The organism is Paractinoplanes atraurantiacus (assembly GCF_900215205.1).
GTDB classification, from domain to species: domain Bacteria; phylum Actinomycetota; class Actinomycetes; order Mycobacteriales; family Micromonosporaceae; genus Actinoplanes; species Actinoplanes atraurantiacus.
On record NZ_OBDY01000005.1, the window covers coordinates 210,986 to 237,204 of the forward strand.

Sequence of the window (26,219 nt, forward strand, 5' to 3'; positions counted from 1 at the left end):
GGCATACTCTTTTACGGTGCCTGGCCGTAGTGCCCGGCATGCCCGCCCGATGATCGGGTGAGCACATGCGACACAAGCCTCTGATCCCACTGCTCCTACTGGCGTTCCTCGCCGGGTGCACCGACCTGGGTGCCATCGACGAGACGAGTGAAGACCGGCACGAGTTCGCTCTGGCCGGCGAGCGACTGGTCATCGACAACGACGGCGGCGATCTGCGGCTGGTCGCCGGCACGACCGGCGCCGTCGTGGTGCAGCGGTCGTTGACCGGCAAGGCGACCGTCGACGGCAACGCCTCCTGGTCGCTCAGCGACGACACCCTCAAGCTGCGCGTCACCTGCAGCGGCTTCGTGCCCGACTGCGGCGGCCGGCATGTCGTGGCAGTGCCGTCCGGCGTCGCCGTCACGGTGACCAGCGACTCGCCCGTCCGGGCCGTGGGCCTCAGCGCCGCGCTCACCGCGACGGTTTCCGACTCGTGGCTGCGGGTCGAGAGCCCGGCCGGCCCACTCCGGCTCGACGCGGGGCTGAACGCCGACGTCACCGACGCGCGTTCGCCCGACGTGGTGATCTCGTCCCGCGACGGCGGGGTGCATCTGGGTTTCGCCAGCCCTCCCCGCCGGGTGGAGGCCAGGGCCGGCGGGTCGGTCGACATCGTGCTGCCGGCCGGCCCGGAGACCTATCGCGTCACCGCCGCGCCCGGCCGTCCCGCCTTGCGCAGCGACCCGGCCAGCAAACGCGCCGTCGAGGCAGCCGCGGGCGACGGCCGCACGGCTCAGGTACGGAAGGCGCGATGATGTTCGAACTGATCGACGTCACCAAGGTGTACCGGGGCGGAAAGCGCGCCGTCGACGGTGTGTCCATGAGCCTCGGCCCCGGTGTGCTCGGGTTGTTGGGGCCGAACGGCGCCGGCAAGTCGTCGCTGATGCGGGTGGCCGCCACGGTCACGAGGCCGACCACCGGGCGGGTTCTGTTCGAGGGCACCGACGTCGTCGCCCGGCCCGACCTGCTCCGCCGCCGCCTCGGCTATCTTCCGCAGGACTTCGGTGTCTATCCCCATCTGACCGCGCGCGAGTTCCTGTCCTACCTGGCGGCGGTCAAGGGTCTGCCGGCGCGGCCGGCCCGGGCCCGCATCGACGAGCTGCTGACGCTGATGCACCTGACCGAGGCCGCCAAGCGCCCGCTCGGCGGTTACTCCGGCGGGATGCTGCGCCGGGTGGGCATCGCACAGACCCTGCTGGCCGACCCCCGGGTGCTGATCATCGACGAGCCCACCGCCGGCCTCGACCCGGAGGAGCGCGTGCGGTTCCGCAACCTGCTCACCGAGCTCGCCGCCGACCGGCTCGTGCTGCTGTCCACCCACATCGTCTCCGACATCGAGTCGGTGGCCGAAGACATTGCGATCGTGGCGGGCGGCCGGGTTCTTCGCCGAGGGAGTCCCGGCGACCTGCTGCGCGCCGTGGCCGGCCAGGTGTGGGAGCTGGTCGTCCCGCCGTCCGCGCTCGCCGCCGTGCAGGCACGGCACACGGTCAGCCGGATGGTGCGCACGGCCGAGGGGGTGCGACTTCGGTTGCTGTCCCCAGACCCGCCTGCGCCGGATGCCGTGTCGATCCGGCCCGATCTCGAGGATGCCTACCTGGCAGTGGTCGGCGACGTCCGGCAGGTGGCCCGATGAGACCGGGGATGTGGGCCGCGCTGGCCGTCGCCGACTTCCGCGAGCGGGTGCGCCGCCCGGCCTATGCCATCGTTCTTCTCGCGGCCGTCGGGCTTGGCTATCTCGCCGTGCCGGCCGTCGGCGACCACTGGACGATCGTCAACGCGGGCTCCTATCGCGGCGTCTACGACAGTGCCTATGTCGGCACGGTGACCGCGCTCGCGGGAGCGCTGTGGCTCTCCGCCGGGGGCTTCTTTGTCATACGTACGGCCATCGCGCGCGACCGGCAGACCGGCGTGGGCGAGCTGCTGGCCGCCACGCCGATGCGCACCGGCGACTACCTGTTCGGCAAGTTCCTCAGCAATCTTCTCGTGCTTGCCTCGATGGCCGCCGCGCTGGCCGTGGCAGCGCTGGCGATGCAGTTGGCTCGCGGCGAGTCCCGCTCGGTCGACGTGGTCGCTCTGCTGACACCGTTCGTGCTCTGCACCCTCCCGGTGCTCGCGGTGTCCGCGGCCGCGGCCGTCGTCTTCGAGACCACGCCGGTGCTGCGTGGCGGCCTCGGCAACATCATCTGGCTCTTCGTCGCCATGGTCGCCGTCATAGCCGGGCAATCGGCGAACGCGCCCCTGGGCGGCCTGGGCTTCAACGCCTTCGCCGAGTCCCTGCGCGACGATCTGGCCGCTCAAGGCTTCAAAGTCACCGACCTGGCGCTCGGCTTGATGTACATGGACAATCCGCCGCGTGCCGTGCCTTGGTCAGGCGTCGATTTCACGTCGGCCTTCGCCGCCCAGCGCCTGCTGCTGCTGGCCCTGGCCGCTGCCGCAGCGCTCCTGCCGGCCTTCTGGTTCGACCGCTTCGACCGAGCTCGTCGCAGCATCAGCGCCGCACGATCAGGCAAGCGAGGCGAGACCGACAGCGTTGCCGGGGCCGCTGGAGCCGCTGGAGTGGCCGGAGCGGCCACGCTCGCCGGGACCGCCGAGACACAGCCACTCGACGCGACTCGATCGCCAGGCGCGATGGCCCAGGTCCTCACGCTGACGGCCGAATCGCCTCCGGCTAGCGCAATGTCGTCCTGGTCTGGCCGGACGCCTACATCGGAGGCGCACGGGACGGCGGACCACCCGCCGCGACGGGGTTGGGGTTTCGGCCGGGTGGTGGTCGGTGAGGTGCGGATCCTCGTCGGCGGGGTCTCGCGGTGGTGGTGGCTGGGGGCGGCGGCGCTTGTGGTGGCGGGCCTTGCTCTGCCGGCCGCGGCGTCGGGGCTGCTCGCGGCGGCGTGGATCTGGCCGGTGCTGGTGTGGTCACGGCTCGGCTGCCAAGCCCGTGAGCAGGGTGCCGAGGCGCTGCTCGGAGCCTGTCCGGGGGCGGTGCTCGGCGTTCTGGCGCAGTGGCTGAGTGGTGTCGTCCTGACCGTTGCGGTGGGGGTCGGGCCGGCTCTGGCCATGGCGGTGGACGGTCGCCTGGCGGAGTGGCTTGCCGGGGCGGTGTTCGTTCCGGCGCTGGCGCTGGCCCTGGGGGTCATCGGCCGGACGCAGCGCTTCTTTCAAGCCATCTATCCGCTGCTCTGGTACCTGGTCGTCAACGATGTCGCGGGTCTCGACTACATGGGTGTCCTACCCGGGGGTCCCTCACCGGTCACGATCGCTACCGCGGCGATGCTCCTGCTGCTCTCGGCGCTCACCGCGGCTGGCGTTCGGCAGCGCCTCCGCTGAACGGCATGGTCCATCGATTGACAGGAATGCTGTGATCGTTAACATTCTCGATACGCGCTCGCCACGTAGATCTTACGCCTGTCGATGTTAGGTAACCGATCTTCCAGTTCAGAGCATCGAACTTTCATGGATCTAAGTAAGTGAACGTTCACAGCGAGTGCGGACGCTGTCCTCCTCCGAGAAAGGCGAAACCCCCGTGAGCCTGACCCGCAGAGACTTCACCCGGCTGGCGGCCATGAGTGCGCTGACCGCCGCCACCAGCGGTGCCACGGTGCTCGGTGCGCCGTCGGCGGCGCTGGCCGCCAACACGGCGTACGTGTTCGCGTACTTCACCGAGACGCCCAACCAGAGCGGCGCCAACTACGGGCTGCATCTGGCGGTCAGCACCGACGGGCTGAACTGGCGGCCGCTGAACCAGAACAACCCGGTGGTGACACCGACCGCCGGCACCCTCGGGCTGCGTGACCCGTTCGTTCTGCGCAAGCAGGACGGCACCTTCGTCGTGCTGGCCACCGATCTCAACGGCACCGACTTCGGCCAGAACAACCAGTATCTGCACGTCTGGGACTCGGTCGACCTGCGAAGCTTCACCGGCTACCGCCGGGTCCGGATGCACGGGCTGGCCACGCACACCTGGGCGCCCACGGCGTTCTGGGTGGCGTCCCGCAACCAGTACGCGATCGTCTACTCGGCGAACAACGGCACCGACGTGTTCATGGTCAACTACACGTCGGACTTCCGGACGGTCAGCGCCAACGAGGTCTACTTCAGCCCGGGCTTCGGCGTGCTCGACGGTGATGTCGTGGTCGACGGGTCCACGTTCTACCTCTACTTCAAAAACCTCTCCAACGGCCTGGTCTACGGGGCCCGGTCGTCGACCGGAGCCGCCAACAGCTACACCACGTACACGAGCGGGCTGCGGCAGGGCAGCCAGATGGAGGCACCGCTACTGATCAAGAACAACAGCGGCAATGAGTGGCGGCTGTGGGGCGACTCGTTCAGCCCGGTCAACAACGACTACTACGCGTGGACGACGTCCAACGTCGGGGCGAATTCGTGGACGGCGCTGAACCAGCGCGACTTCACGCCGCCGCTCAACGCCAAGCACGGTTCCATCGTCGGCATCACCGGGGCCGAGTACGACGGGCTGGTCACTCGCTGGGGATTGCCCAACTGGGTGCGGCTGAAGTCGTACAACCTGCCCGACCGGTACGTCCGGCACGCCGACAACATCGGGCGGATCGACCCGTACCCGTTCGACCCGTACCAGGACCAGCTGTGGCGGATGGTCGCCGGGCTGGCCGACAGTGCCGGTGTGTCCTTCGAGTCGGTCAACTATCCGGGCCGCTACCTGCGGCACAGCAACTACGCGGTGCGGCTCGACGCCAACGACGGCACCGCGACGTTCCGGGCCGACGCCACGTTCACCCGGGTCGCGGGCCTCGGCAACTCGGCGTGGTCGTCGTTCCGGTCCTACAACTTCCCGGACCGCTACCTGCGCCACTTCAACTACCTGCTCCGCATCGACCCGCTCAGCTCCAGCTCGAGCACGACCGACAGGGAGGACGCCACCTTCCGCGTCTCCTGAGCGGCGCCGGGAGCGCTCGGCGAGCGCTCCCGGCCGGCATCAGAAACCGGGGAAGATCGCGCGCAGGTTGTCGAGGGTGACGTTGCCCGTCACCTTCACGTCGGAGGGAGTGTGCGGTGGGGTCAGTCGGCCTGCGAGCAGGCGCAGCGCCGCCTCGAGCGGGCCCTCGAAGGTCGCCGTCGCGGCGGCGGCCTCCGTCGTGAAGTGGGCGCCCTCGTTCAGGACGATGCGGTACGGGGTCCGGGCGATCTCCACGACGGCCGGCTCGTTTACCTGGTCGGTCTTGGCGATGAAGCCCAGGAAGAAGCTGAGGCCGCCGGCCAGGTGCTCGGCCAGCAGCTCGGCCGGGACGGCGGCCAAGGGCGCGGCTGGGTCGGCGGCTACGCGGACGTCCCAGCCATGGTGGACGACCTCGCTCAGGCGCATGCCGGCGAACGAGGCCAGAGGGATGGCCTGTGGGAGGAAGCCCGGGTTGACCGTGAGCTGCTCGTGCTGCTCGGGGGTCAGGGCCTCGAAAGCCGCCACCAGCTTGGCGTCCGACTCGATCGAGGCCGTTGCCTGCGCCTCGGGGGTGAGGGCGTTCCAGCGGTCCCACACGCTCTGGTTGAAGCCGGGGCCCGGGGCCTCGGCCTCGCCGGTGGCGCCGCGCAGGACGGCCAGGTTGATCTCGGCGCCGCTGCCCACGTGCGACAGCACCTGCGCGACGGTCCAGTCCGAGGCGCCGGACGGGCCCTCGATCTGCGCGGGCGAGAAAGCGGCGACGGCCGCGGCCAGGTCGTCGTGCTCGGAACGGAGGGCCGCGATGGTGCGGGCAGCAAACGAAGTCATGACCGAAGCCTAGATCGGTGATCGGAAAAGGATGCGGGGGCCGAGAGCGATGACCATCCGGCCGTCGGCGCGCAGGACGAGGACGGCGCCGGGGTTGCCGGCTGTGCCGCTGCTCCAGGCCGTGCCGCCGGTGGCGTCGTACAGGACCAGGTGGCCGTCGTTCTGCATGACCAGCTTGACGCCGGTCGTCGTGCCGGTCCGCCAGACGACCCGGCCCTGGTCGCGCAGCACGAGATCGCCGCCGGTGGTCACGGTGAGCGCCAGGCGGTTGGTGGACCAGCTCTGGCCGGTGGTGATCGCGCTGGTGCTGGCGATGGTCCGCTCGGTCCAGACGGGAGACGCGGGCGGTCGCGAGGTGGGCGGGGCCGACGACGGCGATGTGGGCGAGACGGGCGAGGGGGAGTTCGGTGGCCGCGAGGTGGGTGACGGGGACAAAGGGGGTGGCGCAGAAGGCGTGGCGGAGGAAGAGGGCGCCGGGGCCACGGAGACCGGGACGGCCGGGTCGGCCAGCCCGTCGATCGCGGGCGGGGCGGGCCGGGCGCCGGCCGGTGGGCGATCGTCGTCGCGGCCGAGCCGGAAACCCACGTAGACCGCCGCGGCGATGCTGAGCACGATGGCAGTCACCAACAGGATCACCGGCCAGTCCGGGTTCGAGCGTCGGCGAACCATGAGATCCTTTCGCTTCTGGGCGCTGAGGAGCGTACGTCGCGGGGCGGCACAGCCACTCGGCCGTTCGGATGATGCCTTTCGTGTGACTCCGTTGCGTGGGCGGCGAGCATCGGGCAGCGTGGCCGCATGGACGCCGCCGACAGGGCGGCACAACCATCGGACGAAACCACATGAGATCGGGCGCAGCCGCAGGACACCAGGGCTGTTTTCACGAGGCCGCCTTTTACGACTCCGATCAGGCCTTCCTGGACGCCGTCGTCCCGTTCCTCGCCGGCGGGCTCGAAGCCGGCGAGCCGGTCGTCGCCGCGTTCACCCGCCACCACCAGGCGCTGGTCACGGAGGCCCTCGGCACACGGGAAGGGATCAAATACATAGACGCCGGCCTTCAGTACGCACGGCCGGCGTCGGCCATCGACCGTTATCGGCGGATGCTTCGGGAGTACGGGAACACCTGCCCCGCCCAGGTGCGCCTCGCCGGCGAGGTGCCGCACCCCGGCACCGGGGTGCCCTGGGAGTGGTGGGCCCGCTACGAGGCGGCCGTCAACCGGGCGTTCGGCAGTCTCCCGGTGTGGGGTCTGTGCCCGTACGACACCCGCACCCTGCCGGCCGAAGTGCTGGACGATGTGCGCAGCACGCATCCGTTCATCGCCGACGGCACCACGCATGAAGTGAATCCCGGCTTCGTCAATCCTGAAACGTTTCTGGCCGGTCGCCGGTCGGCCTGGCGCGACTCGATGGAAGACGGCCCGCCGGTGGCGACCTTCCGCGATCCGTTTCCGGCGCAGGTGCGCACCGCGATCACCCGGGCCGGCCGGGAGACAGAGCTGCCGGAGAACGACGTCCGCGGGCTCGTGCTCGGCGCGTCGGAAGCCGTGTCCAACGCGCTCCTGCACGGGACACCGCCGGTGACGGTCCGGCTCTGGAGCTCACCGCAACGGATGGTCGCCGCCGTCACCGACGCGGGCGAAGGCCCGGACACGCCCTTCGCCGGCCTCTTCCCCACCTCGGCCGAGGCGGCCCGCGGCGGACTGGGCCTGTGGCTGGCCTTCCAGACGTGCAGCTTCGTCACCTTCGGCCACGGCCCGGACGGCTTCACGATCCGCCTCGTCGCCGGCCGGGCCGAGCCGTGACGCTCCAGACCGGCCGAGCCCAGCCGCACCCCCTCCAGGCCGTCGAGCAGACCGGGCGCGGCTTGCCGTTGCGGCACCGGCCGTTCGACGACGGCCAGGTCCTGGTCCTGTCGGGTGAGAACGACAGGACCAACGCGACCGCCTTCACCGCGCTGTCGCGCCGACTCGGAGGCAGCGGCCCGGCTCAAAGGGCAACCCGGCCCTAGGGCGGCAGCCCGACTGTGAGGCCAGCGGCCCGGTGCAAGGCCAGCTGCCGGGCTCTGAAGAAGGCGGCAATGCCGGATTGCTACGGGGCGATGACGGCCATTGCCTCTGGGAGCGCTCCCATGTAACGATGCTCATCACTGGATGAAACGGAGTGCCCGGTGTCCGCATTGAAGAGGAAACTCGTCGCCATCGCTGCCGGCTGCCTGGTTGCAGCCGCCGTTACCGCTGTGCCGGCTGCCGCTGCCGCCGGCGGGACCGGGAGCGGCTATCTGCATACCAGCGGCAACAAGATTGTGGACAGCACGGGCGCCACCGTCCGGCTGACCGGTATCAACTGGTTCGGCATGGAGACCGACAACAAGACCTTCCACGGCCTGTGGTCGAGCAACCCGTGGCGCTCCCAGATCGACACCATGGCCCGCCTCGGCTACAACACGCTGCGGGTGCCGTTCTCCGACGACGCCCTCAAGGCCGGCGCCACCGCCAGCGGCATCAACGACTTCATCAACCCTGATCTCGTCGGGCTCTCCCCCGTGCAGATCCTCGACAAGGTCGTCGACTACGCCGGCGGCAAGGGCATGCGGATCATCCTCGACCGGCACCGGCCGACCGCCGCCGGCCAGACCGCCCTCTGGTACACCTCGGCCGTTCCCGAGTCGACCTGGATCGCCAACTGGCAGGCGCTGGCCCGCCGCTACGCCGGCAACACCACGGTGATCGGCGCCGACCTGCACAACGAGCCGCACGCCGAGGGCACCAACCCGGCCGCCACCGGCGCCTGCTGGGGTTGTGGTGACACGGCACGCGACTGGCGGCTCGCCGCCGAACGTGCGGGCAACGCCATTCTCTCCGTACAACCCAATTGGCTCATCTTTGTCGAAGGTGTCTCCTGCCCCAGCGGTGGCCTTTCGAACGTCTGGGACAACGACCCCAGCAATGACGAGGACTGCGGTTGGTGGGGCGGCAATCTTTCCAAGGCCGGGCAATTTCCCGTACGTCTGAACGTCGCCAACCGGCTCGTCTACTCGCCGCACGAATATGCGACGTCCGTCTTCCACCAGAAGTGGTTCGACGACCCGAGCTACCCCGCCAACATGCCGGCCATCTGGGACAAGTACTGGGGCTATCTGTACAAGCAGAACATCGCCCCCATCATGATCGGCGAGTTCGGCAGCACCCTGCAGAGCGACATCGACAAGGTCTGGCTGCAGCGACTGCTCGCCTACACCGGCACCGGCGTCGACGGCATGTCGTTCACCTACTGGTCGTGGAACCCGAATTCGGGTGACACCGGCGGCATCGCCAACGACGACTGGACGACCATCAACACCGCCAAGCAGGCGATCATCCAGCCGTACCTGATCGCCCCCGTAGGAGGCGGCGGTGGTCCGACCGGCGAACCGACCACGCCGACACCCGCGACCGGGGCCTGCACGCTGACCTACAAGCAGGACAACGCCTGGCCGGGCGGCTTCCAGGGCTCGCTCACCGTGAAGAACACCGGCAGCGCCGCGATCAACCCGTGGGCCGTGACCTGGACCTGGCCGTCCGGCGTGACCCTGGGCAGCGGCTGGAACGCCACCGTCACCCAGTCCGGCACCACCGTGACGGCGGCCGCCCCCGGCAGCAGCCCGTCGCTGGCCGCCGGGGCGTCGGTGACGATCGGCTTCGTCGCCAACGGAACGGCCACGCCGCCGAGCGCCGTGAAGCTGGGAAGCGCCGCCTGCGCATAAGGGGGCGCGAAACTCCGGGGGCGACGCCTACCATCGGGCGGATGAGCCCCCGGAGTCTCACCCAGGCCGAGGCGGAGCAGCGGGCCGCGCTGATCGCCGTGGACCGCTACGACATCGCGCTCGACTTCACCGAGCTGCCCACCGGCCCCGCCGTGACCTGCGTGTCCACCGTGACCTTCACCTGCCGCGAGCCCGGCGCCGCCACCTTCGCCGACTGCGTGGCGCCGGTGGTCTCGGCGACCCTGAACGGCGAGCCGCTTCCCGAGGCCGAGGGTGGCCGGATCGCTCTGACCGATCTGGCCCAGCACAACACGTTGCGCGTCGAGACCCGGCAGACCGACACGTCCGACGGCCCGGGCGTGCACAAGTCGGTCGACCCGGCCGACGGTGAGGTCTACGTCTGGACCACCTTCGCCCCGGACGAGGCCCGCTACCTTTTCGCCTGCTTCGACCAGCCCGATCTCAAGGCGCCGCACGCCTTCACCGTGACCGCTCCCGATCAGTGGACGGTCACCTCCAACTCCGGTGACCCCGAGATTCACGAGCTTGCTGGTGTACGGATCTGGGCCTTCCCCGACACGCCGACCCTGGCCACCTACAACACTGTCGTCAACGCCGGCCCTCTTCACGAGATCCGGCGTGAGGCCGGCGGCCACGACCTCGGCCTGTTCTGCCGGCGCTCGCTGGCGTCCTCGCTCGACCGGGACGCCGACCAGATCTTCACCGTCACCGAGCAGGGCCTCGCCTTCTTCGCCGACGTCTTCGGCATGCCGTTCCCCCAGCGCAAATACGACCAGGTGTTCATGCCCGACTTCGGCGGCGCGATGGAGAACTGGGGCTGCGTCACCTGGGAGGACACGTTCCTGCGGCGCTCCGAGCCGACGCCGGCCGAGCAGGAGATCCTGGCCGTCGTGCTGCTGCACGAGCTGTCGCACATGTGGTTCGGCAACATCGTGACCATGCGCTGGTGGGACGACCTGTGGCTGAACGAGGCGTTCGCCGAATTCGCCTGCTACTGGGCGGCCGAGCGGGCCACCCGCCACACCGACGCCCGGGTGGGCATGCTGGCCAGCGACAAACTGGTCGCCTACCTGGCCGACCAGGGCCCGATGTCCCATCCGATCCGGCAGCCGATGCGCGACGTGGCCGAGGCCGCGTCCATCTTCGACGCGATCACCTATCCCAAGGGCGCCGCGGTCCTCTACCAGCTGATGACGTACGTCGGCGAGGAGCAGTTCGTCGCCGGCATGAAGAAGTACTTCGCCCGGCACGCCTGGGGCAGCACCACGTTGCAGGACCTGACCGACGCCCTGGCCGAGACGTCGGGCCGCGACCTCGACGCGTGGCGGGCCGGCTGGCTGGAGACGGCCGGGACCGACCGCTTCACCTTCGACGGCCGGACGCTGACCGGTAGCGGCCCCGCCGGTCCCCCGCGGCCCCAGGTGCTGGCCGTCGGGGCGTACGACCGAGGTCCGAAGGGTTTGATCCGAAAGGCTTTGGTCCGGGTCGAGGTCCAGCAGGAGCAGACGCCGGTGCCGCTGCCGGCCGGCGCCGATCTGTATCTGGTCAACGACGACGACCTGACGTTCGCCACCACCCGGCCGTCGGCCACCGATCGGCCGGTCCTGATCGACGGCGCCGGAGGGCTGCCGGCGCCGGTCTCCCGCGGCGTCGCGGTGGCGACCGTCTGGGACATGCTGACCAACGGCGAGGCGACGCCGGCCGAGACCGTGCGCTGCGTGGCCTCCGTGCTGGCCGTCGAGACGGCCGACACGGTGATCGAGCCCTATCTGCGCCTGGCCGGCGACGCCGCCGAGCTGTGGGCCGGCGACGCCGACCGCCCCGCTCTGATGTCCGAGTTCTTCGCGCTCTGCACCCGCCTGGCCGAGCAGCCGGCCCGCCGCCTGGTGGCGCTGCGCGGCCTGGCCCGCTCGGCCCCCGACCTGGACGCCGTGGCGATGTTGCAGTCCGGCGCCGACATCGACCTCGAGTGGCGCCTGCTGACCCGCAAGGCCGAGCTGGGCGGCGACACGCGGGCCGAGGCCGACGACCTGCTCAAGCGCGACCCCGATCCGGACGCCGGTCACCGCGCCCTGGCCGTGCGGGCGGCCCGCCCCGACGCGGCCGAGAAATCCGCGATGTGGCAGATGCTGGCCGTCGACCGGGCCGTCCCGATCAGCGCCATGCGCGCGGTCACAACGGCTTTCTGGCGCCCCGGCCAGGACGAGATCCTGTCCGGCTTCGGCGAGAGCTACCTGACCCAGCTGCCGACCTTCGCCCGCGGCGGCATGATCCCGTCGATGGTCTACCCCGGCCGCCTGCTCCCCCGCTTCGGCATCACCCCCGACTTCCTGACCCGGGCCGAGGAGGTGGCCGCCGGCACCGCCCCGGTAGTGCGCCAAACCGTCCTCGAATACGCCGACGAGGTGCGCCGCATGCTGCGGAGCCGCCGGGCTTAGGTTGGCTTTAACCTTTCGGCCTCGCCCTGACCGGCGGCATCAGCCTGGAGCTGCGCGACGAGGGCATGGTCGTCTCGCGCACCGGGCCGAACGGGCTGAGCATGAAGATCCAGGCCAAGGACTGCGCGCAGGGCGGCATCTTTCCAGATGGAGCCGGAGCGCGGCGACGGCGCCCGGACCCGGATCGTGCACACGCTGGCGGGCAGCGCCTTCTACTACGACAACCCCGACTTCCGGGCCCGGCTGGGCGCGTGGCTGGGCTCCGACTGCCTCGACGCGGTCAGTGGTCCGGCTTCCCCGTTCGTGTACGGGTGAGCCCGCGCGTCAACATCGGCAGCGACACCGCCCCGAAACTCGTGCTGCGGGACAGCGCCCAGGTCGCCACCTCGGCCGACGGATTGACAGCCCCGCTGACGGCGCCCTGACGAAGCGAGGCCGCGCCCTGATCACTGCGACATCCTCTGATCGGCGGTAATTGCATCCGGTCCGGTCAGCGCTCCGGCGCTGACCGGGCCGACTAGTTGCGCACTTCGCCCACGCCGGACAGGGGTGTCGGCGACCCGACAGTTTGCGGGTCGGCGCATTCGCATGCTTTGCGTCTGCGTTTGGGAGGCGATACGCGTGCGTACACTCAGGACGTTTCTAGTTCTCGCCCTTGCCGTCACGGGGTTGTCCGTGGCCGGGGCCGAGCCGGCCGCCGCCGACGCGTGTGCGCCGCTGATCAATCCGGTCGCCTGTGAGAACAGCAAAGCGGGCACGCCGAAGAGCACCTGGGACATCTCCGGGTACGGCAGTTCCGCCTTGCAGGGCTTTCCGACGCAGATCAGCGTCAACGTGGGCGAGACCGTGCAATTCAAAATCGACTCGTCGGCCGCCTCGTACCGGGTCGACATCTACCGGATGGGCTATTACGGCGGGAACGGGGCGCGCCTCATCACGTCGGTCAGTCCGGTCGGGGTGCAGAGTCAGCCGGGGTGCATGAACCAGGCCGCGACCGGGCTCGTCGACTGCGGCAACTGGGCGGTGTCGGCCTCGTGGCCGGTGCCGGCGAACGCGGTGTCCGGCATCTACTTCGCGCGGCTCGTCCGGACCGACGGCACCTCCGGGGCCAGCCACATTCACTTCGTGGTGCGCGACGACTCGAGCCACTCCGGGATCGTCTTTCAGACCTCGGACTCGACCTGGCAGGCGTACAACCAATATGGGGGTAACAGCCTTTATGTCGGCTCGCCGGTGGGGCGTGCCTACAAGGTGAGTTACAACCGGCCCATCACCACCCGCGGGACCGGGGCCGAAGACTACGTCTACAACGCCGAATATCCGATGGTGCGGTGGCTCGAGGCCAACGGGTACGACGTCAGCTACATCGCCGGCGTCGACGCCGACCGTAACGGCGCGCTGCTGCGCAACCATCAGGCGTACCTGTCCGTCGGCCACGACGAATATTGGTCGGGGCAGCAGCGGGCCAACGTGGAGGCGGCCCGGGACGCCGGCGTCAACCTCGCCTTCCTCAGCGGCAACGAGGTGTTCTGGAAGACGCGCTGGGAGAACTCGTACCGGACGATGGTCACCTACAAGGAGACCCACGCCAACGGGAAGATCGACCCCGATCCGGCCTGGACCGGCTCGTGGCGTGACCCGCGGTTCAGCCCGCCGGCCGACGGTGGCCGGCCCGAGAACGGGCTGACCGGCACGATCTTCAAGGTCAACGCGGGCACGGTGAACCTTCAGGTGCCGGCCGCGGACGGCAAGATGCGGCTGTGGCGCGGCACGACCGTGGCCACGCAGGCGGCCGGCGCCACGGCCACGCTGGGCACCGGGACGGTCGGCTACGAGTGGGACGAGGACGCCGACAACGGGGCCCGGCCGCGGGGGCTGATCAAGCTGTCCACGACCACGGCGTCGGGCCTGGATGTGTTGCAGGACTACGGTTCGACGTACGCGACGGGCAGCGCCACCCACAACCTGACGCTCTACCGCGCGCCGAGCGGCGCCCTGGTCTTCGGGGCCGGCACCGTGCAGTGGTCGTGGGGTCTGGACAGCAACCACGACCGCGGCTCCGGGGCCGCCAGCACGCCGATGAAGCAGGCCACGGTCAACCTGCTGGCCGACATGGGCGTGCAGCCGGGCACCCTGCAATCGGGCCTGACCGCGGCCACCGCTTCGACCGACACCGCCGGCCCGACCGCGGTGGTGACCGCGCCGGCCGCCGGGGCGACCGTGCCGGTGGGCTCGCCGACCACCATCTCGGGCACCGCGACCGACACCGGCGGCGGTGTGGTCGGGGGTGTCGAGGTCTCGACCGATGGCACGACCTGGCATCCGGCCAACGGGCGGGCCACCTGGACGTACACGTGGCGGCCGGGCACGACCGGGGCGGCCACGATCCGGGTGCGGGCCACCGACGACAGCGGCAACGTGGGCGCCGACGCGACCCGCGCGGTCACGGTCGGCTCGCGGACCTGCCCGTGCAGCATCTGGAACGCCAACGTCACCCCGGCCACGCCGGCCGACCCGGACAGCACCGGGACCGAGATCGGCACCCGGTTCCGGACGGACGTGGCGGGCCAGGTGACGGCGATCCGGTTCTACAAGAGCAGCGCCAACACGGGCACGCACGTGGGGAGGCTGTGGTCGAACACGGGTACGCAGCTGGCGTCGGTCACGTTCACCGGGGAGTCGGCGTCGGGCTGGCAGCAGGCAAATCTGTCCACACCGGTGACGTTGACGCCGAACACGACGTACGTGGTCTCGTACTACGCGCCGAACGGGCGCTACGCAGCCGACACCGACTACTTCGCGAATCAGGCCTACGACAACGCGCCGCTGCACGCGCTGCGTGACGGGGCGGACGGGGTCAACGGCGTCTACCGCTTCGGCACCGGCTTCCCGACGCTGGCCTGGCGGAGCGCGAACTACTACGTCGACGTGGCGTTCACGCCCGGCACCGCCGCGCCCGACACCACGCCGCCGACCGTGACCACGCAGAGTCCCGCGTCGGGGGCGACGGGCGTGGCGATCTCCGCGGCTGTCCGGGCAACCTTCAGCGAGCCGATCACCGGCGCGGCCATGACGCTGACCGGCCCCTCGGGCGCGGTGAGCGGATCGACGAGTTCGGCATCGGATACCGCGACCTTCACGCCCGGCGCGGCCTTGGCAACAAATACGACATATACGGTTTCGGCCAGCGGCGCCAAAGATCTCGCGGGCAACACGATGGCCCCCGTGAGCTGGTCGTTCACCACCTCGGCGGCGCCGGTGACCACGACGTACTCCATCTGGCCGGCCTCGGCCGTCCCCGGCACCCCGGCCGATCCGGAGACCGCGGCCGTCGAGCTCGGCATGCGCTTCCGCTCCGACGTCGCGGGCCAGGTCACCGGCGTCCGCTTCTATAAGGGAAGCGGCAACACGGGCACCCACCTGGGCCGGCTCTGGTCCAACACCGGCACGCAACTGGCGACCGTCACCTTCTCCGCGGAGTCGGCGACCGGCTGGCAGACCGCCACCTTCTCGTCGCCGGTGACGATCACCGCGAACACCACGTACGTCGTCTCCTACTACGCGCCGGTGGGCCGCTACGCCGCCGACACCGGGTTCTTCGCGACCAACGGCGTCGACAACGGCCCGCTGCACGCCCTGGCGAACGGCGTCGACGGCGCCAACGGCCTGTACCGGTACGGAACGGGCGGGGGCTTCCCCACCAACACGTGGCAGTCGGCCAACTACTGGGTCGACGTCGTATTCGCCGCCTCCTAAAGGGGGAACACGTTGAGAAAACTGGTGATGGTCCTGGCCCTCGTGGCCGCCCTGCTCGTCGTGCCGCAGGCGGCCCGGGCCGCCACCTGCCCCTGCTCGATCTGGCCCACCACGGCCGTGCCGTCCACCCCGTCCGAGGCCGACACCGCCGCGGTCGAGGTCGGCGTCAAGTTCCGCTCGGACGCCGACGGCTTCGTGACCGGCGTGCGCTTCTACAAGGGCAGCGCCAACACCGGGACCCACGTCGGTCATCTGTGGAGCGCGACCGGCACCAACCTGGGGACCGTCACCTTCACCGGCGAGACCGCGTCCGGCTGGCAGACCGCGACGTTCGCCAGCCCGGTCGCGATCAGCGCCAACACCACCTACGTCGCGTCGTACTACGCCCCGAACGGCCGCTACGCCAGCGACGACGGCGCGTTCGCGACGGCCGGCGTCGACAACTCGCCGCTGCGGGCCCTGCGCGACGGCGAGGACGGCGCCAACGGCATCTACCGCTACGGCACCGGCGGCGGCTTCCCGACCAACACCTATCAGTCGGCCAACTACTGGGTCGACGTCGTCTTCGAGACCAGCGCGGCCGACACGACCCCGCCCACGGTCACCGGCACCAGCCCCGCCTCGGGTGACACCGGTGTGGCCACCACGGCCACGATCAGCGCCACCTTGAACGAGCCGCTTCAGGCCGGCACCGTGGCTCTCGCGCTCCGGACCGGCACCACGACGATCAACGGCACGACGGCGTACGACTCCACGACGCGCACCGTGAGTCTCGTGCCGGCCGGCGCCCTGGCGGCCTCCACGTCCTACACCGCCACGGTCAGCGGGGCCCGGGACGTCGCCGGCAACACGATGGCCCCCGTGAGCTGGTCGTTCACCACCGGCAGCGGCGGCTCGGCCTGCCCGTGCACGATCTGGCCGCCGACCGCGACCCCGGCCGTCGCGGCCGCCGCCGACAACAGCGCGGTCGAGCTCGGCGTCCGGTTCCGGGCCAACGCCGCCGGTTTCATCACCGGGCTGAGGTTCTACAAGGGCGCCGGGAACACCGGCACGCACACCGGCTCCCTCTGGAGCACCGCCGGCACGCGCCTGTCCACGGTCACCTTCACCGGTGAGACGGCCACCGGCTGGCAGACGGCCACGCTGCCCAACCCGGTCGCGGTCACCGCGAACACGACCTACGTGGCGTCATACCACACCGACACCGGCTTCTACTCCACCACGGCCAACGGCCTCGCCTCGGCCGTCACCCGGGGCCCGCTGAGCACGATCGCCGGGAACAACGGCGTTTACCGGTACGGCGCGAGCGCGTACCCGACCGCGAGTTATCAGAACACCAACTACTGGGTCGACGTCGTCTACAACACCGCGGCCACCGACACCGTGGCCCCCGGCCTGGCCGCCCGATCCCCGGCCGCGGGCGCCAGTGGCGTCGCCGCCACCACCGCGGTCACCGCCACCTTCAACGAGCCCGTCTCGGCCGTGGCCATGTCCCTGACCGGGCCGTCGGGCGCGGTCACCGGCACGACCGCGTACGACGCCGGCAGCAACACCGCCACGTTCACCCCGTCGGCCACGCTGGCCTACTCCACCGCGTACACCGTCTCGGTCAGCGACGCCCGCGACGCCGCCGGCAACGTCATGACCCCGGTGACCTGGACCTTCACCACCGGCACGGCCCCACCGCCGCCGCCCGACCAGGGCCCCGGCGGCCCGATCCTGCTCATCCGGCCGCCGAGCGGCTTCACACCCTTCCTGGCCGAGGTGCTGCGCACCGAGGGCCTCAACGAGTTCACCACGGCCGACCTGTCCACTGTCACCGCGACCACACTGAGCCAGTACGACGTGGTGCTGCTCGGTCAGACCGCGCTCACCGCGGCCCAGGTCGCCATGTTCACCACCTGGGTCGACGGCGGCGGCAACCTGATCGCCATGCGCCCCGACAAGCAGCTGGCCGGACTGCTCGGCCTCACGTCGACGACCGGCACGCTGGCCGAGGGCTATCTGAAGGCCGCCAGTCCCGGCATCGCCGACCAGACCATCCAGTACCACGGCACGGCCGACCGGTACACGCTCAACGGCGCCCAGGCCGTGGCCACCCTGTACTCGAACGCGACCACGGCCACCACCAACCCGGCCGTGTCGCTGGCCGGCGCCGGCGCCAACGGCGGCCAGGCCGCGGCCTTCACGTACGACCTGCCGCAGTCGCTGGTCTACACGCGGCAGGGCAACCCGGCCTGGGACGGCCAGGAACGCGACGGCTCCTCGCCGCGGCGCTCCGACGACCTGTTCTTCGGCGGCGGCTCCACCGACTGGGTCAACCTGTCCAAGGCGGCCATCCCGCAGGCCGACGAGCAGCAGCGGCTGCTGGCCAACCTGATCGGCCAGATGAACCTCGATCGCAAGCCGCTGCCCAAGTTCTGGTACTTCCCGCGCGGCGTCAAGGCGGTCGTGGTGGCCACCGGCGACGACCACGGCGTGGGCGGCACGGCCGGCCGCTTCGACCAGTACACGGCCAACAGCCCGGCCAACTGCGTGGTCGACGACTGGCAGTGCGCGCGGTTCACCTCGTACGTCTATCCGGCCTCGCCTTTGACCGGCGCCCAGGCCGGCAATTACCAGTCGCGCGGCTTCGAGGTGGGTCTGCACGTCACCACCAACTGCGGTGACTTCACGGCGAGCACGCTGACCGGCTTCTACACCAACCAGTTGAGCTCGTGGCGCGGCCGATACTCGGGCGTGACCGGGCCGGTCACCAACCGGACGCACTGCATCGCCTGGTCGGACTGGTCGTCGCAGGCCACGATCGAGGCGGCCAACGGGATCCGGCTCGACACGAACTACTACTACTGGCCCGGTTCCTGGGTCAACGACCGGCCCGGCTTCATGACCGGCTCCGGCATGCCGATGCGCTTCTCCCCCAAGACGGGCGGGCTCATCGACGTCTACCAGGCGGCCACCCAGATGACCGACGAGTCCGGGCAGAGCTACCCGTTCACCGTGGACACGCTGCTGGATCGGGCGCTCGGGGCCGAGGGCTACTACGGGGCCTTCACGGCCAACATGCACACCGACAACGCCACCACGTACGACAGCGATCAGGTGCTCGCCTCGGCCCGGGAGCGCGGCGTGCCGCTCATCACGGCCAAGCAGCTGCTCGCCTGGCTCGACGGGCGCAACGCGTCGTCGTACTCCGCGATCTCCTGGTCCGGAAACGAGCTCTCGTTCACCGTCAACGTCGGGACGGGCGCCAACGGCCTGACCGGCATGGTGCCCACGCTCGGACCGGGCGGGCGATCGCTGACCACCCTGACCCGGGCCGGCTCCCCGGTCGCCTTCACAAAGACGACGATCAAGGGGATTGAGTACGGGATGTACGCCGCGTCCCCGGGCGCCTATGTGGCCACCTATTCCGGCACTGCCTCACCTGTCGCGCCTTCGCCGCAGCGACGCGTGACCGGGGCGCCGGACACTACGGCGCCGGCCATCTCGGACATCGCCGTCCAGGCCCAGCCGGACGGGACAGCCACGGTGTCGTGGAGCACGAGCGAGCCGGCCGCGACGACGCTGGAGGTCGAGGGGAACAGCTGGCCGGCCGACCTGACCGGGCGGTCCCACACGGCGACCGTGACCGGGCTGGACCCGCTGAGGACGTACCAATACCGGATCCGCGGCGTCGACCCGGCGGGCAACGCGACGGTGTCGCCGGTGGACACGTTCGTCTCGAGCGCGGCCGGGGTGGCGGACCACACGGAGGCCGCCCTGCGCACCGGGAAGGCCAGCGGCGTCACGGTCACCGCCGACGGCGCACGGCTGACGGGAAACACCCGGAAGGGCTCGATGGTGTCGCGGGTGCTCGACGCGAAGCAGATGGTGACCTGGGACCGGCTGTCGTACCAGGCTTCGGTGCCGGAAGGTGCTTCGGTGCGGTTGTCCGTGCGTACGGGAAGCACCTCCAGCCCTGGAGGCAGCGGCTGGACCGGCTGGAAGCCGGCCGGACAGGGAGACCGGGTCGTGGGGGGATCGCGCTACGCGCAGTACCGGGTGGAGCTGACCCGGGGCGCGGCCTCACCGGTGCTGCACGGCGTCGGCATCACGAGCGACGCGAAGCCGGTGGCGAACCCGACCGAAACCGGAAGATAGGCAGCAGGGCCGGGGTACGCCGCATGTAGTCGGCATACCCCGGCCTTCGCTGCAGCGAGCGCCGGTCCATCAGCGGCACGCTGACGAAGACGAAGAGCAGAACCATGGCGACGGGTCCGGCCGCCGTCCACCAGGGGGTCGGCGCGAACAGCCACAGGGCGAACCAGAAGAGGATCTCGCCGAGATAGTTGGGATGGCGCGACCAGCGCCAGAGGCCGCGGTCGAGCACCTTCCCCCGGTTGGCCGGATCGGCGGTGAAGCGGCGCACCTGCCGATCGGCGACCGCTTCGATGGCGACGGCGCCCAGGCCGACCATGACGGCTACCGTGTCCAGAGCGCTCCACGGCTCGTTCGGCGCCACCCAGACGGGAAGCATCCCGGCGAAGACCACCAGTGTCGGCACCACCATGATGCCGACCAGGCTGACCACCCAGAACGGCAGCCACTGCGGCCTTTGCTCGCGCATCCGCACATAACGCCAGTCCTCGTGACCGAGCCCGCGCCATCCGGCCGCCCAGTTGGCGGTGAGGCGGATCGCCCACGCCAGGATGACCAGTTGCTGGGCGGTGAACGGCGCGGCCCAGGCAAAGGCCATCACCGGCGGGGCAATGCTCCAGTACGGGTCGTAGAGGCTGGCGTTACCGACGACCAGGCTCCCGAGAAACACGACCACGGTGGCCGCGACATCGGCGACGAGCGTGGTCGCCAACGGACGCGCCCCACTCGCCGATTCCGCGACACCCCACGCGGCGAGCCCGGCCAGGACATAGGCGACCGTCACGACCCCGAATCCCGCCATCCGTGTCACGCGTTTTTATCTACCACTTGACGTGCCTACCTAGGTAGACACGTTCTCTCTACCTAGGTAGAGTCCTGCCCATGAGCACTACTCCCCGGCTGACACCGCAGACCGTCGCGGTCATCCGCGCCCTGCTGGAAGATCCGGCGAAACCACGGTGGGGCCGCGACATCGCCGCGGAAACCGGCCTCAAGTCCGGGACCCTGCATCCGATCCTGGCCCGGCTGGAGCATGCCGGCTGGGTCGAGAGCACCTGGGAAGACCCTGCCGACCATGAGGACAAGGGCCGCCCCCGGCGCCGCTACTACCGCTTCACACCTCACAGCGCCGAACAGGCGCGACTGGCCCTGGCCACCCACACCGCGACCGGCGACGCGTCATCCGCTCCGCGCCTCCGCCCCCAGCCGGGTTACTAGGAGGCCGCGGTGGCTGTCGACCCTGGTTCCGTCGCCCCGTGGCCGTCCGATTTCGCGCAGAGCCCACTGATCGATTCCGATCGGTGGTACTCATCGGCGGCTATCGAGAGCGCCGTCGACAATGTCCCGCCGTCGTCGCTCGCTGCCGAATGGTCACGGCCACAAGAAGAGTCGGCTCGGCCCCATCGACAGCTTGGTGACGAGGAAAGTTTCGGATATTACGACCCCATATTCGATGATCCATCGCCCGCGCCTCGAGGCGAGAACGAATTCAGGTACGACGATCCTGCGTTCGACGACTTCGAGTACGACCCCCCGGTGTTCACGGAGGAGGAGCTGGAGGGGATCAGCGCGTACGAGCCCTCGTCAGTGCCCGACCCTCCACCGAATCGCACCTTCTTCCGCCTCTTCAGGATGGGCCGCAACCGGGGCACCAACCGCTCAGATGCGGATCGCACGGCCACCAACGTGATCCGTTTCGCGGTCATCGTGCTGCCGGCCGATATGCGGGAGCGATATCTCGAGGAGTGGCGGGGCGAGCTCCACGACCTGCGCGCCGAAGGCGTGTCGCGGTGGCGGCGAGCGCTCTTCGTCGGCGACCTGCTTCGCGCTTCGGTGCCGCTCGCGATCACGCTTCGGCGAGATCGCCGCCGGCAGGTGGACTGATGATCGCCGGTGGCCGCTCGGCCGGCACTCTCGCGGGCGCCGGCGGCACCGTCGCCGCGGTGTGGGCCGGCGGCTGGCTGACCGGGGCCTTCCTCTTGGCGGCGACAATCGTCGTGGTCGCCGCGACCTGCTGGGTCGTCGCCGACGACGACCGCCCGAAACGACTGGCTTTGCTGATCGAAAGCTGGCGCGGACCTGCCCGCGCACCCCGGCCCGCTGTCCGCCGCGGACGCGCCGCACGAACGGGATCCGCCGCCGGTGGGTGATCCGCCGCACCCTCCTGCGGCTGCCCGGACGGGCGTACTGTTGCCGCCATGGCCGACCTCAAGATCGAACTTGCCCGCCGTAATCTGCTGGAAGTCTTCGGCGAGCGTGACCCGGAGAAAAGGGCCAAGGTCATTCGGGAGACGTACGCCGAGGATGTGACCTTCGCCGACCCCGACGAGGTGGTCGTCGGCTGGGACAGCCTCGACCGCAAGGCGCAGGGGCTGCTCGACAAGGCGCCCGGTTTCGTCTTCGCGCCCGTCGGCGAGGTCCGCGTCGTGCAGGACCTGACGATGCTCGCCTGGCAGTTCGGCCCCGAGGACGCTTCCCCGGTGGTCAGCGGCGTCGACATCTGCATCGTGGCCGACGGCCGCATCAAGAGCCTCTACACGGTGCTGGACGCCTAGTCCCGCACCGTCGCCGGTCGTAGTGGGGCTTCGTCCGTAATGGAGCTGATGCGGGGACGTAATAGACAATCTTCATAGTGCTGGGATCGCTCCCATCGATCCCTTTGCGAGGCCCCTAGTGCCACTGTCGCGTTTACGCGGGGCAGGACTCATCGCCGTGTGCGTGATCCCACTCGCTCTGGCGCCGGCGGCTCCGGCCGCCGCCTCCACGGTCGCCCCACCCGGCGCCGGGCCGACGGCAACGGTCACTCTCCTCACCGGTGACAAGGTGACCGTCACCATGACCGCCGACGGAGCTACCAGCCCCCAGGTGCGCGATGAGCGGGGCCGGCCCGTCGGCTTTCTCGCACAGCGCAGGGGCAGGGACACCTTCGTCTATCCCGGCCCGGCCCTGCCGTACGTCTCGGCCGGCCTGCTCGACAAGCAGCTGTTCAACCTGACCGAGCTGGTCGAGGACGGCTACGACGACGCGCACAGCGACCGGCTCCCGCTGATCGTCCGCTACGCCGACAAGTCCGCTCGCGTCAGGTCCTCCGCGTCGGTGGACAGCGCCGAGAAGGTGCTCGACCTGGAGAGCATCCAGGGCGCCGCGCTCAAGGCCGAGCGGTCGGACGACTTCTGGACCTCGATCACCTCTACCGGCCGGAGTCGCGTCGCCGGCGACGCGACCGCCCTCGGCGGCGGCATCACCAAGATCTGGCTGGACGGCAAGTCGAAGGGTGCCCTCGCCGAGAGCACCGCTCAGATCGGCGCCCCGCGGGTGTGGGCCGGCGGCAACATCGGCGCCGGGGTCGACGTGGCGGTGCTCGACAGCGGCATCGACCCGGATCATCCCGACCTGGCCGGCCGGATCGTCGCCACGAAGAACTTCGTTCCCGAGTTCCCGATCTTCGACCGGCTGGGCCACGGTACGCACGTCGCCTCGACCATCGCGGGTTCGGGCGCCGCGTCCGGCGGTGTCGAGAAGGGCGTGGCGCCCGGCGTCCGGCTGCACATCGGCAAGGTGCTCGGCGACAACAACTACGGCGAGAACTCCGGGATCATAGAAGGGATGGAGTGGGCGGCGCGCGACCAGCACGCCAAGATCATCAACCTGAGCCTGGGTGACGAGCCGACCGACGGCACCGACCCGATGAGCCTCGCGGTCAACGAGCTCAGCGCCGAGACCGGAGCCCTCTTCGTCGTCGCGGCCGGCAACCAAGGACGCGAGTACGGGATCGGCACGCCGGCCGCCGCGGACGCCGCCCTGAGTGTCGGCGCGGTCGACAGCTCGGACGCGCTCGCGGGCTTCTCGAGCAGGGGCCCGCGCCTCGGCGACCGGGCGGTCAAGCCCGACCTCACCGCCCCCGGCACCGAGATCCTGGCCGCCCGCTCGCAGTACGCAAAGGAGGGCGAGGGTTCCTACCTCGTCATGAGCGGCACCTCGATGGCGACACCGCACGTCGCCGGCGCCGCCGCGCTGCTGGCCGCCGAGCATCCCGGCCTGAACGGTGAGCAGCTCAAGCAGCTGCTGACGAGCACCACCAAGCAACTGCCGGGCATGACCGCGTACGAGGGTGGCACCGGCCGCCTCGACGTCGCCGCGGCGAACAAGGCAACCCTCTTCGGCTCCGGCAGCGTCAACTTCGGCTACGCCGAGTGGACCTCTCCGGCGGTGCACGCCCCGGTCACCCGGCCGGTTCGCTACACCAACCTCGGCGACGCCCCGGTGACGCTCGATCTGTCGGCCTCCTTCACCGGTCTCCCGGCCGGGCAGTTGACGCTCTCGCCGCCACGCCTCACCGTTCCGGCCCACGGCAACGCCGAGGTGCAGGTGACCGCCTCGTTCGACGGGATGCCGTTCGACCAGGCGTTCTCCGGCTTCCTCACCGCGACCGCGGGCTCGGTGACCATGCGGACGACGCTGTCGGCCGGGCAGGAGACCGAGCGGCACAAGCTCGTCGTGACGACCAGGGACCGCAGCGGAAAGCCGCTCGCCGGAACGCTCACGGTGATGGGGGCCGACGGCACTTTCGAGTACGTCAGCGTCGGCGCCACCGGCACCGCGACCCTGCGCCTGCCGGTCGACACGTACGCCGCGTGGTTCAGCGGCGACGTCGAAGGGGTGCACGGCCCCTACTCGAAGGGCGCGGTCCTCATGCCGGCGAACGGGCTGAAGCTCGACCGGGACCGGTCCGTGGTGCTCGACGCCGCCAAGGCCGAGCGTGTCCGGACCACCACCCCCGACCGCGCCGACGTGACCGAGGCGAGCTTCAGTTTCAGCCAGCAGAGCCGGATCGCCGGCGGTAGCAACTGGTTCACCATGGCGGCGCCGGACGCCTCGTACGACAGTGTCTGGGCCCTGCCCACCGGAAGCGCCGAGACGGACGGCTTCGCGTTCGGCACCCGCTGGCGTCTCACCCAGCCGGCCCTGGAGATCGCCGGCTACGACGATCTGCGGGCGCAGCACGCCGCTCGGCCCCTGCCGGCCGGTTCGTCGCGCGTCGACGCCGTCCTCGCCGGTGACCGCGACGTCCGCGGCAAAGCCCTGGTGGTGCGTCACGACACCGCGAAGAAGATCGAGGACGAGGCGGCGGCCGCGGCCGCGGCCGGCGCCCGCATGCTCGTCGTCGTCAACGACGGGGCCGGCCGGCTCGCGCCATGGGCGACCTCGGAATGGGGGCCCGTCGACCCGCCGCCGGTCACCGTGGTCACGCTCTCGCACGACCAGGGGAACCAGCTGATCAGCCGGCTTCAGCGGGAACGGCGGGTCAGGCTCGACGTGACGTCGAACCCGTCCGCGAAGTATGTCTACGACCTGCAACGCGACTATCAGGGTGGTCTGCCGGCCGACCTGACCTACCGGGCGGACAAGTCCAACCTGGCTCGCATCACGGCGTCCTACCGCAACTGGCGTTCGGACCGCGTCCTGCAGGCGCGCGGTGGTCGCGGCGCCGGCACCACCATGACGTCGCTCACGCCGGCGCCGGCGCCGGCGCAGGGCGAGCGGACCGAATGGGTCACCGCGGGAATCCCCTGGTCCACCCAGGTCACGATCCCCAACGTGATCAGCCAGCAGTCGGAGTGGAAGACCTACCGCGCCGGGGACAGAGCCACGGAGACGTGGTTGAGCCCGGTGCAGCGGCCGCGCCTGGCCGGCGTCTCGGACACGGTGGTCCGGCACAGCGGTGGCGCGTTCCAGGCGTCCGTTCCCGGCTGGGGCGACTCCGGCACCGCGCACATGGGTGCCATGGCGTGGGGGTTGGCTCAGCAGTCGCTGCTGCTCTATCAGGCCGGGGACCTGATCGCCCGCAGCGATGACGACAACGCCGGGCTCTATCTCACCCTCGCCCCGGAGCGCCTGCCTTACCGGTTGGTGTCGGAGAACAGTCGCGGCGAGGACGCCGGACCGTATTCGACGAGCACGCGCACCGAGTGGGGTTTCACCTCGGGTCCGGTCAGGTCCGGCCAGGACGAGAAGCCGGCGCTGATCCAGCTCGACTACGCAGTCGAGACCGACCCCGCGGGGAAGGCCGGCCGGCATGCCGATCTGGACGTGACCCCGTCGACCCTGCCGGGGGTCGTGGGCGCCGGAAGCATCCGGATGGTCACGGTCGACGTCTCTTACGACGACGGCAGAACCTGGCAGCGCACGCGCCTGCGACCGGAAGGACACACCTGGCGGGCCAGGCTCGACGCTCCGCGCACGGCGGCTTTCGTCACGCTGCGCACAACCGCCTCGGACAGTCGAGGTAACACCGTCGAACAGCGCATCACCCGCGCCTTCGGCTTGAAGTGATCCCTCCGGGGTGGAT

At 70.4% G+C, this 26,219-nt stretch carries 19 protein-coding genes; 16 read left to right on the forward strand and 3 right to left on the reverse strand.

Features of this window, described 5'->3' with window-relative positions:
- Positions 1 to 65 precede the first annotated feature (65 nt).
- From CRP55_RS15175 to CRP55_RS15190, 4 genes are all read left to right on the forward strand, one after another.
- A complete protein-coding gene (locus tag CRP55_RS15175) occupies positions 66 to 791 on the forward strand; it encodes a hypothetical protein (protein WP_097320535.1) in 726 nt (241 codons plus the stop codon).
- The gene (locus tag CRP55_RS15180) at positions 788 to 1,669 is read left to right on the forward strand and encodes an ATP-binding cassette domain-containing protein (RefSeq protein WP_245923002.1); all 882 of its coding nucleotides are present in this window, start codon (positions 788 to 790) and stop codon (positions 1,667 to 1,669) included. The genes CRP55_RS15175 and CRP55_RS15180 overlap by 4 nt, the downstream gene beginning before the upstream one ends.
- 8 nt (positions 1,670 to 1,677) lie before the next feature.
- Positions 1,678 to 3,360, forward strand: coding sequence for a hypothetical protein (locus CRP55_RS15185; RefSeq protein ID WP_097320536.1), 1,683 nt, complete (start codon positions 1,678 to 1,680; stop codon positions 3,358 to 3,360).
- A 196-nt stretch (positions 3,361 to 3,556) separates the two neighbouring features.
- Positions 3,557 to 4,948, forward strand: a complete 1,392-nt coding sequence (locus CRP55_RS15190) for a glycoside hydrolase family 43 protein (protein WP_097320750.1) — start codon at positions 3,557 to 3,559, stop codon at positions 4,946 to 4,948.
- A 39-nt stretch (positions 4,949 to 4,987) separates the two neighbouring features.
- Here CRP55_RS15190 and CRP55_RS15195 read toward each other — a convergent pair whose 3' ends face one another.
- Complete coding sequence (locus CRP55_RS15195; RefSeq protein WP_097320537.1) at positions 4,988 to 5,776, reverse strand: maleylpyruvate isomerase N-terminal domain-containing protein; 789 nt, start codon at positions 5,774 to 5,776, stop codon at positions 4,988 to 4,990.
- Between the two features lie 9 nt (positions 5,777 to 5,785).
- The gene (locus tag CRP55_RS15200) at positions 5,786 to 6,445 is read right to left on the reverse strand and encodes a hypothetical protein (protein ID WP_097320538.1); all 660 of its coding nucleotides are present in this window, start codon (positions 6,443 to 6,445) and stop codon (positions 5,786 to 5,788) included.
- 170 nt (positions 6,446 to 6,615) lie between these two features.
- Between CRP55_RS15200 and CRP55_RS15205 the strand changes: the two genes are divergently transcribed.
- From CRP55_RS15205 to CRP55_RS15235, 7 genes are all read left to right on the forward strand, one after another.
- Positions 6,616 to 7,575 carry a sensor histidine kinase gene (locus tag CRP55_RS15205; RefSeq protein WP_097320539.1) on the forward strand — a complete coding sequence of 320 codons (960 nt, stop codon included), beginning with the start codon at positions 6,616 to 6,618 and terminating at the stop codon, positions 7,573 to 7,575.
- Positions 7,572 to 7,781, forward strand: coding sequence for a hypothetical protein (locus tag CRP55_RS15210; RefSeq protein WP_097320540.1), 210 nt, complete (start codon positions 7,572 to 7,574; stop codon positions 7,779 to 7,781). Before CRP55_RS15205 ends, CRP55_RS15210 begins: the two co-directional genes overlap by 4 nt.
- A gap of 228 nt (positions 7,782 to 8,009) precedes the next feature.
- Positions 8,010 to 9,515 carry a cellulase family glycosylhydrolase gene (locus CRP55_RS15215; protein ID WP_245923003.1) on the forward strand — a complete coding sequence of 502 codons (1,506 nt, stop codon included), beginning with the start codon at positions 8,010 to 8,012 and terminating at the stop codon, positions 9,513 to 9,515.
- Between the two features lie 41 nt (positions 9,516 to 9,556).
- Positions 9,557 to 11,974 carry an aminopeptidase N gene (gene pepN / locus CRP55_RS15220; RefSeq protein WP_097320542.1) on the forward strand — a complete coding sequence of 806 codons (2,418 nt, stop codon included), beginning with the start codon at positions 9,557 to 9,559 and terminating at the stop codon, positions 11,972 to 11,974.
- Between the two features lie 147 nt (positions 11,975 to 12,121).
- Positions 12,122 to 12,289, forward strand: a complete 168-nt coding sequence (locus CRP55_RS53005; RefSeq protein ID WP_179855176.1) for a hypothetical protein — start codon at positions 12,122 to 12,124, stop codon at positions 12,287 to 12,289.
- 306 nt (positions 12,290 to 12,595) lie between these two features.
- Complete coding sequence (locus CRP55_RS15230) at positions 12,596 to 15,730, forward strand: DUF4082 domain-containing protein (RefSeq protein WP_218854474.1); 3,135 nt, start codon at positions 12,596 to 12,598, stop codon at positions 15,728 to 15,730.
- A 12-nt stretch (positions 15,731 to 15,742) separates the two neighbouring features.
- A complete protein-coding gene (locus CRP55_RS15235; protein WP_218854477.1) occupies positions 15,743 to 19,873 on the forward strand; it encodes a DUF4082 domain-containing protein in 4,131 nt (1,376 codons plus the stop codon).
- Here the strand turns inward: CRP55_RS15235 and CRP55_RS15240 are convergent.
- Positions 19,824 to 20,672: a DUF1295 domain-containing protein gene (locus CRP55_RS15240; RefSeq protein ID WP_097320545.1), complete on the reverse strand. Its 849-nt coding sequence runs from the start codon at positions 20,670 to 20,672 to the stop codon at positions 19,824 to 19,826. The two genes, CRP55_RS15235 and CRP55_RS15240, sit on opposite strands and share 50 nt — an antisense overlap.
- An 80-nt stretch (positions 20,673 to 20,752) precedes the next feature.
- Between CRP55_RS15240 and CRP55_RS15245 the strand changes: the two genes are divergently transcribed.
- From CRP55_RS15245 to CRP55_RS15265, 5 genes are all read left to right on the forward strand, one after another.
- The gene (locus CRP55_RS15245; protein ID WP_218854479.1) at positions 20,753 to 21,088 is read left to right on the forward strand and encodes a PadR family transcriptional regulator; all 336 of its coding nucleotides are present in this window, start codon (positions 20,753 to 20,755) and stop codon (positions 21,086 to 21,088) included.
- Positions 21,089 to 21,097: 9 nt separating this feature from the next.
- Positions 21,098 to 21,754: a hypothetical protein gene (locus CRP55_RS52110; protein WP_143234625.1), complete on the forward strand. Its 657-nt coding sequence runs from the start codon at positions 21,098 to 21,100 to the stop codon at positions 21,752 to 21,754.
- Positions 21,754 to 22,020, forward strand: coding sequence for a hypothetical protein (locus CRP55_RS15255; protein WP_097320547.1), 267 nt, complete (start codon positions 21,754 to 21,756; stop codon positions 22,018 to 22,020). Before CRP55_RS52110 ends, CRP55_RS15255 begins: the two co-directional genes overlap by 1 nt.
- Positions 22,021 to 22,068: 48 nt before the next feature.
- Positions 22,069 to 22,425 carry a nuclear transport factor 2 family protein gene (locus tag CRP55_RS15260; RefSeq protein ID WP_097320548.1) on the forward strand — a complete coding sequence of 119 codons (357 nt, stop codon included), beginning with the start codon at positions 22,069 to 22,071 and terminating at the stop codon, positions 22,423 to 22,425.
- A 163-nt stretch (positions 22,426 to 22,588) separates the two neighbouring features.
- Positions 22,589 to 26,203 carry a S8 family peptidase gene (locus CRP55_RS15265; RefSeq protein ID WP_245923004.1) on the forward strand — a complete coding sequence of 1,205 codons (3,615 nt, stop codon included), beginning with the start codon at positions 22,589 to 22,591 and terminating at the stop codon, positions 26,201 to 26,203.
- Positions 26,204 to 26,219 lie beyond the last annotated feature (16 nt).

Bases quoted from the DNA above. Each gene is read 5' to 3' on its own strand.
- CRP55_RS15175 (WP_097320535.1), top strand. From the start codon at position 66: ATGCGACACAAGCCTCTGATCCCACTGCTCCTACTGGCGTTCCTCGCC.
- CRP55_RS15245 (WP_218854479.1), top strand. From the start codon at position 20,753: ATGAGCACTACTCCCCGGCTGACACCGCAGACCGTCGCGGTCATCCGC.
- CRP55_RS15240 (WP_097320545.1), bottom strand. From the start codon at position 20,672: ATGGCGGGATTCGGGGTCGTGACGGTCGCCTATGTCCTGGCCGGGCTC.
- CRP55_RS15260 (WP_097320548.1), top strand. From the start codon at position 22,069: ATGGCCGACCTCAAGATCGAACTTGCCCGCCGTAATCTGCTGGAAGTC.
- CRP55_RS15180 (WP_245923002.1), top strand. From the start codon at position 788: ATGATGTTCGAACTGATCGACGTCACCAAGGTGTACCGGGGCGGAAAG.
- CRP55_RS53005 (WP_179855176.1), top strand. From the start codon at position 12,122: ATGGAGCCGGAGCGCGGCGACGGCGCCCGGACCCGGATCGTGCACACG.
- pepN (WP_097320542.1), top strand. From the start codon at position 9,557: ATGAGCCCCCGGAGTCTCACCCAGGCCGAGGCGGAGCAGCGGGCCGCG.
- CRP55_RS15195 (WP_097320537.1), bottom strand. From the start codon at position 5,776: ATGACTTCGTTTGCTGCCCGCACCATCGCGGCCCTCCGTTCCGAGCAC.
- CRP55_RS15205 (WP_097320539.1), top strand. From the start codon at position 6,616: ATGAGATCGGGCGCAGCCGCAGGACACCAGGGCTGTTTTCACGAGGCC.
- CRP55_RS15185 (WP_097320536.1), top strand. From the start codon at position 1,678: ATGTGGGCCGCGCTGGCCGTCGCCGACTTCCGCGAGCGGGTGCGCCGC.
- CRP55_RS15255 (WP_097320547.1), top strand. From the start codon at position 21,754: ATGATCGCCGGTGGCCGCTCGGCCGGCACTCTCGCGGGCGCCGGCGGC.
- CRP55_RS15200 (WP_097320538.1), bottom strand. From the start codon at position 6,445: ATGGTTCGCCGACGCTCGAACCCGGACTGGCCGGTGATCCTGTTGGTG.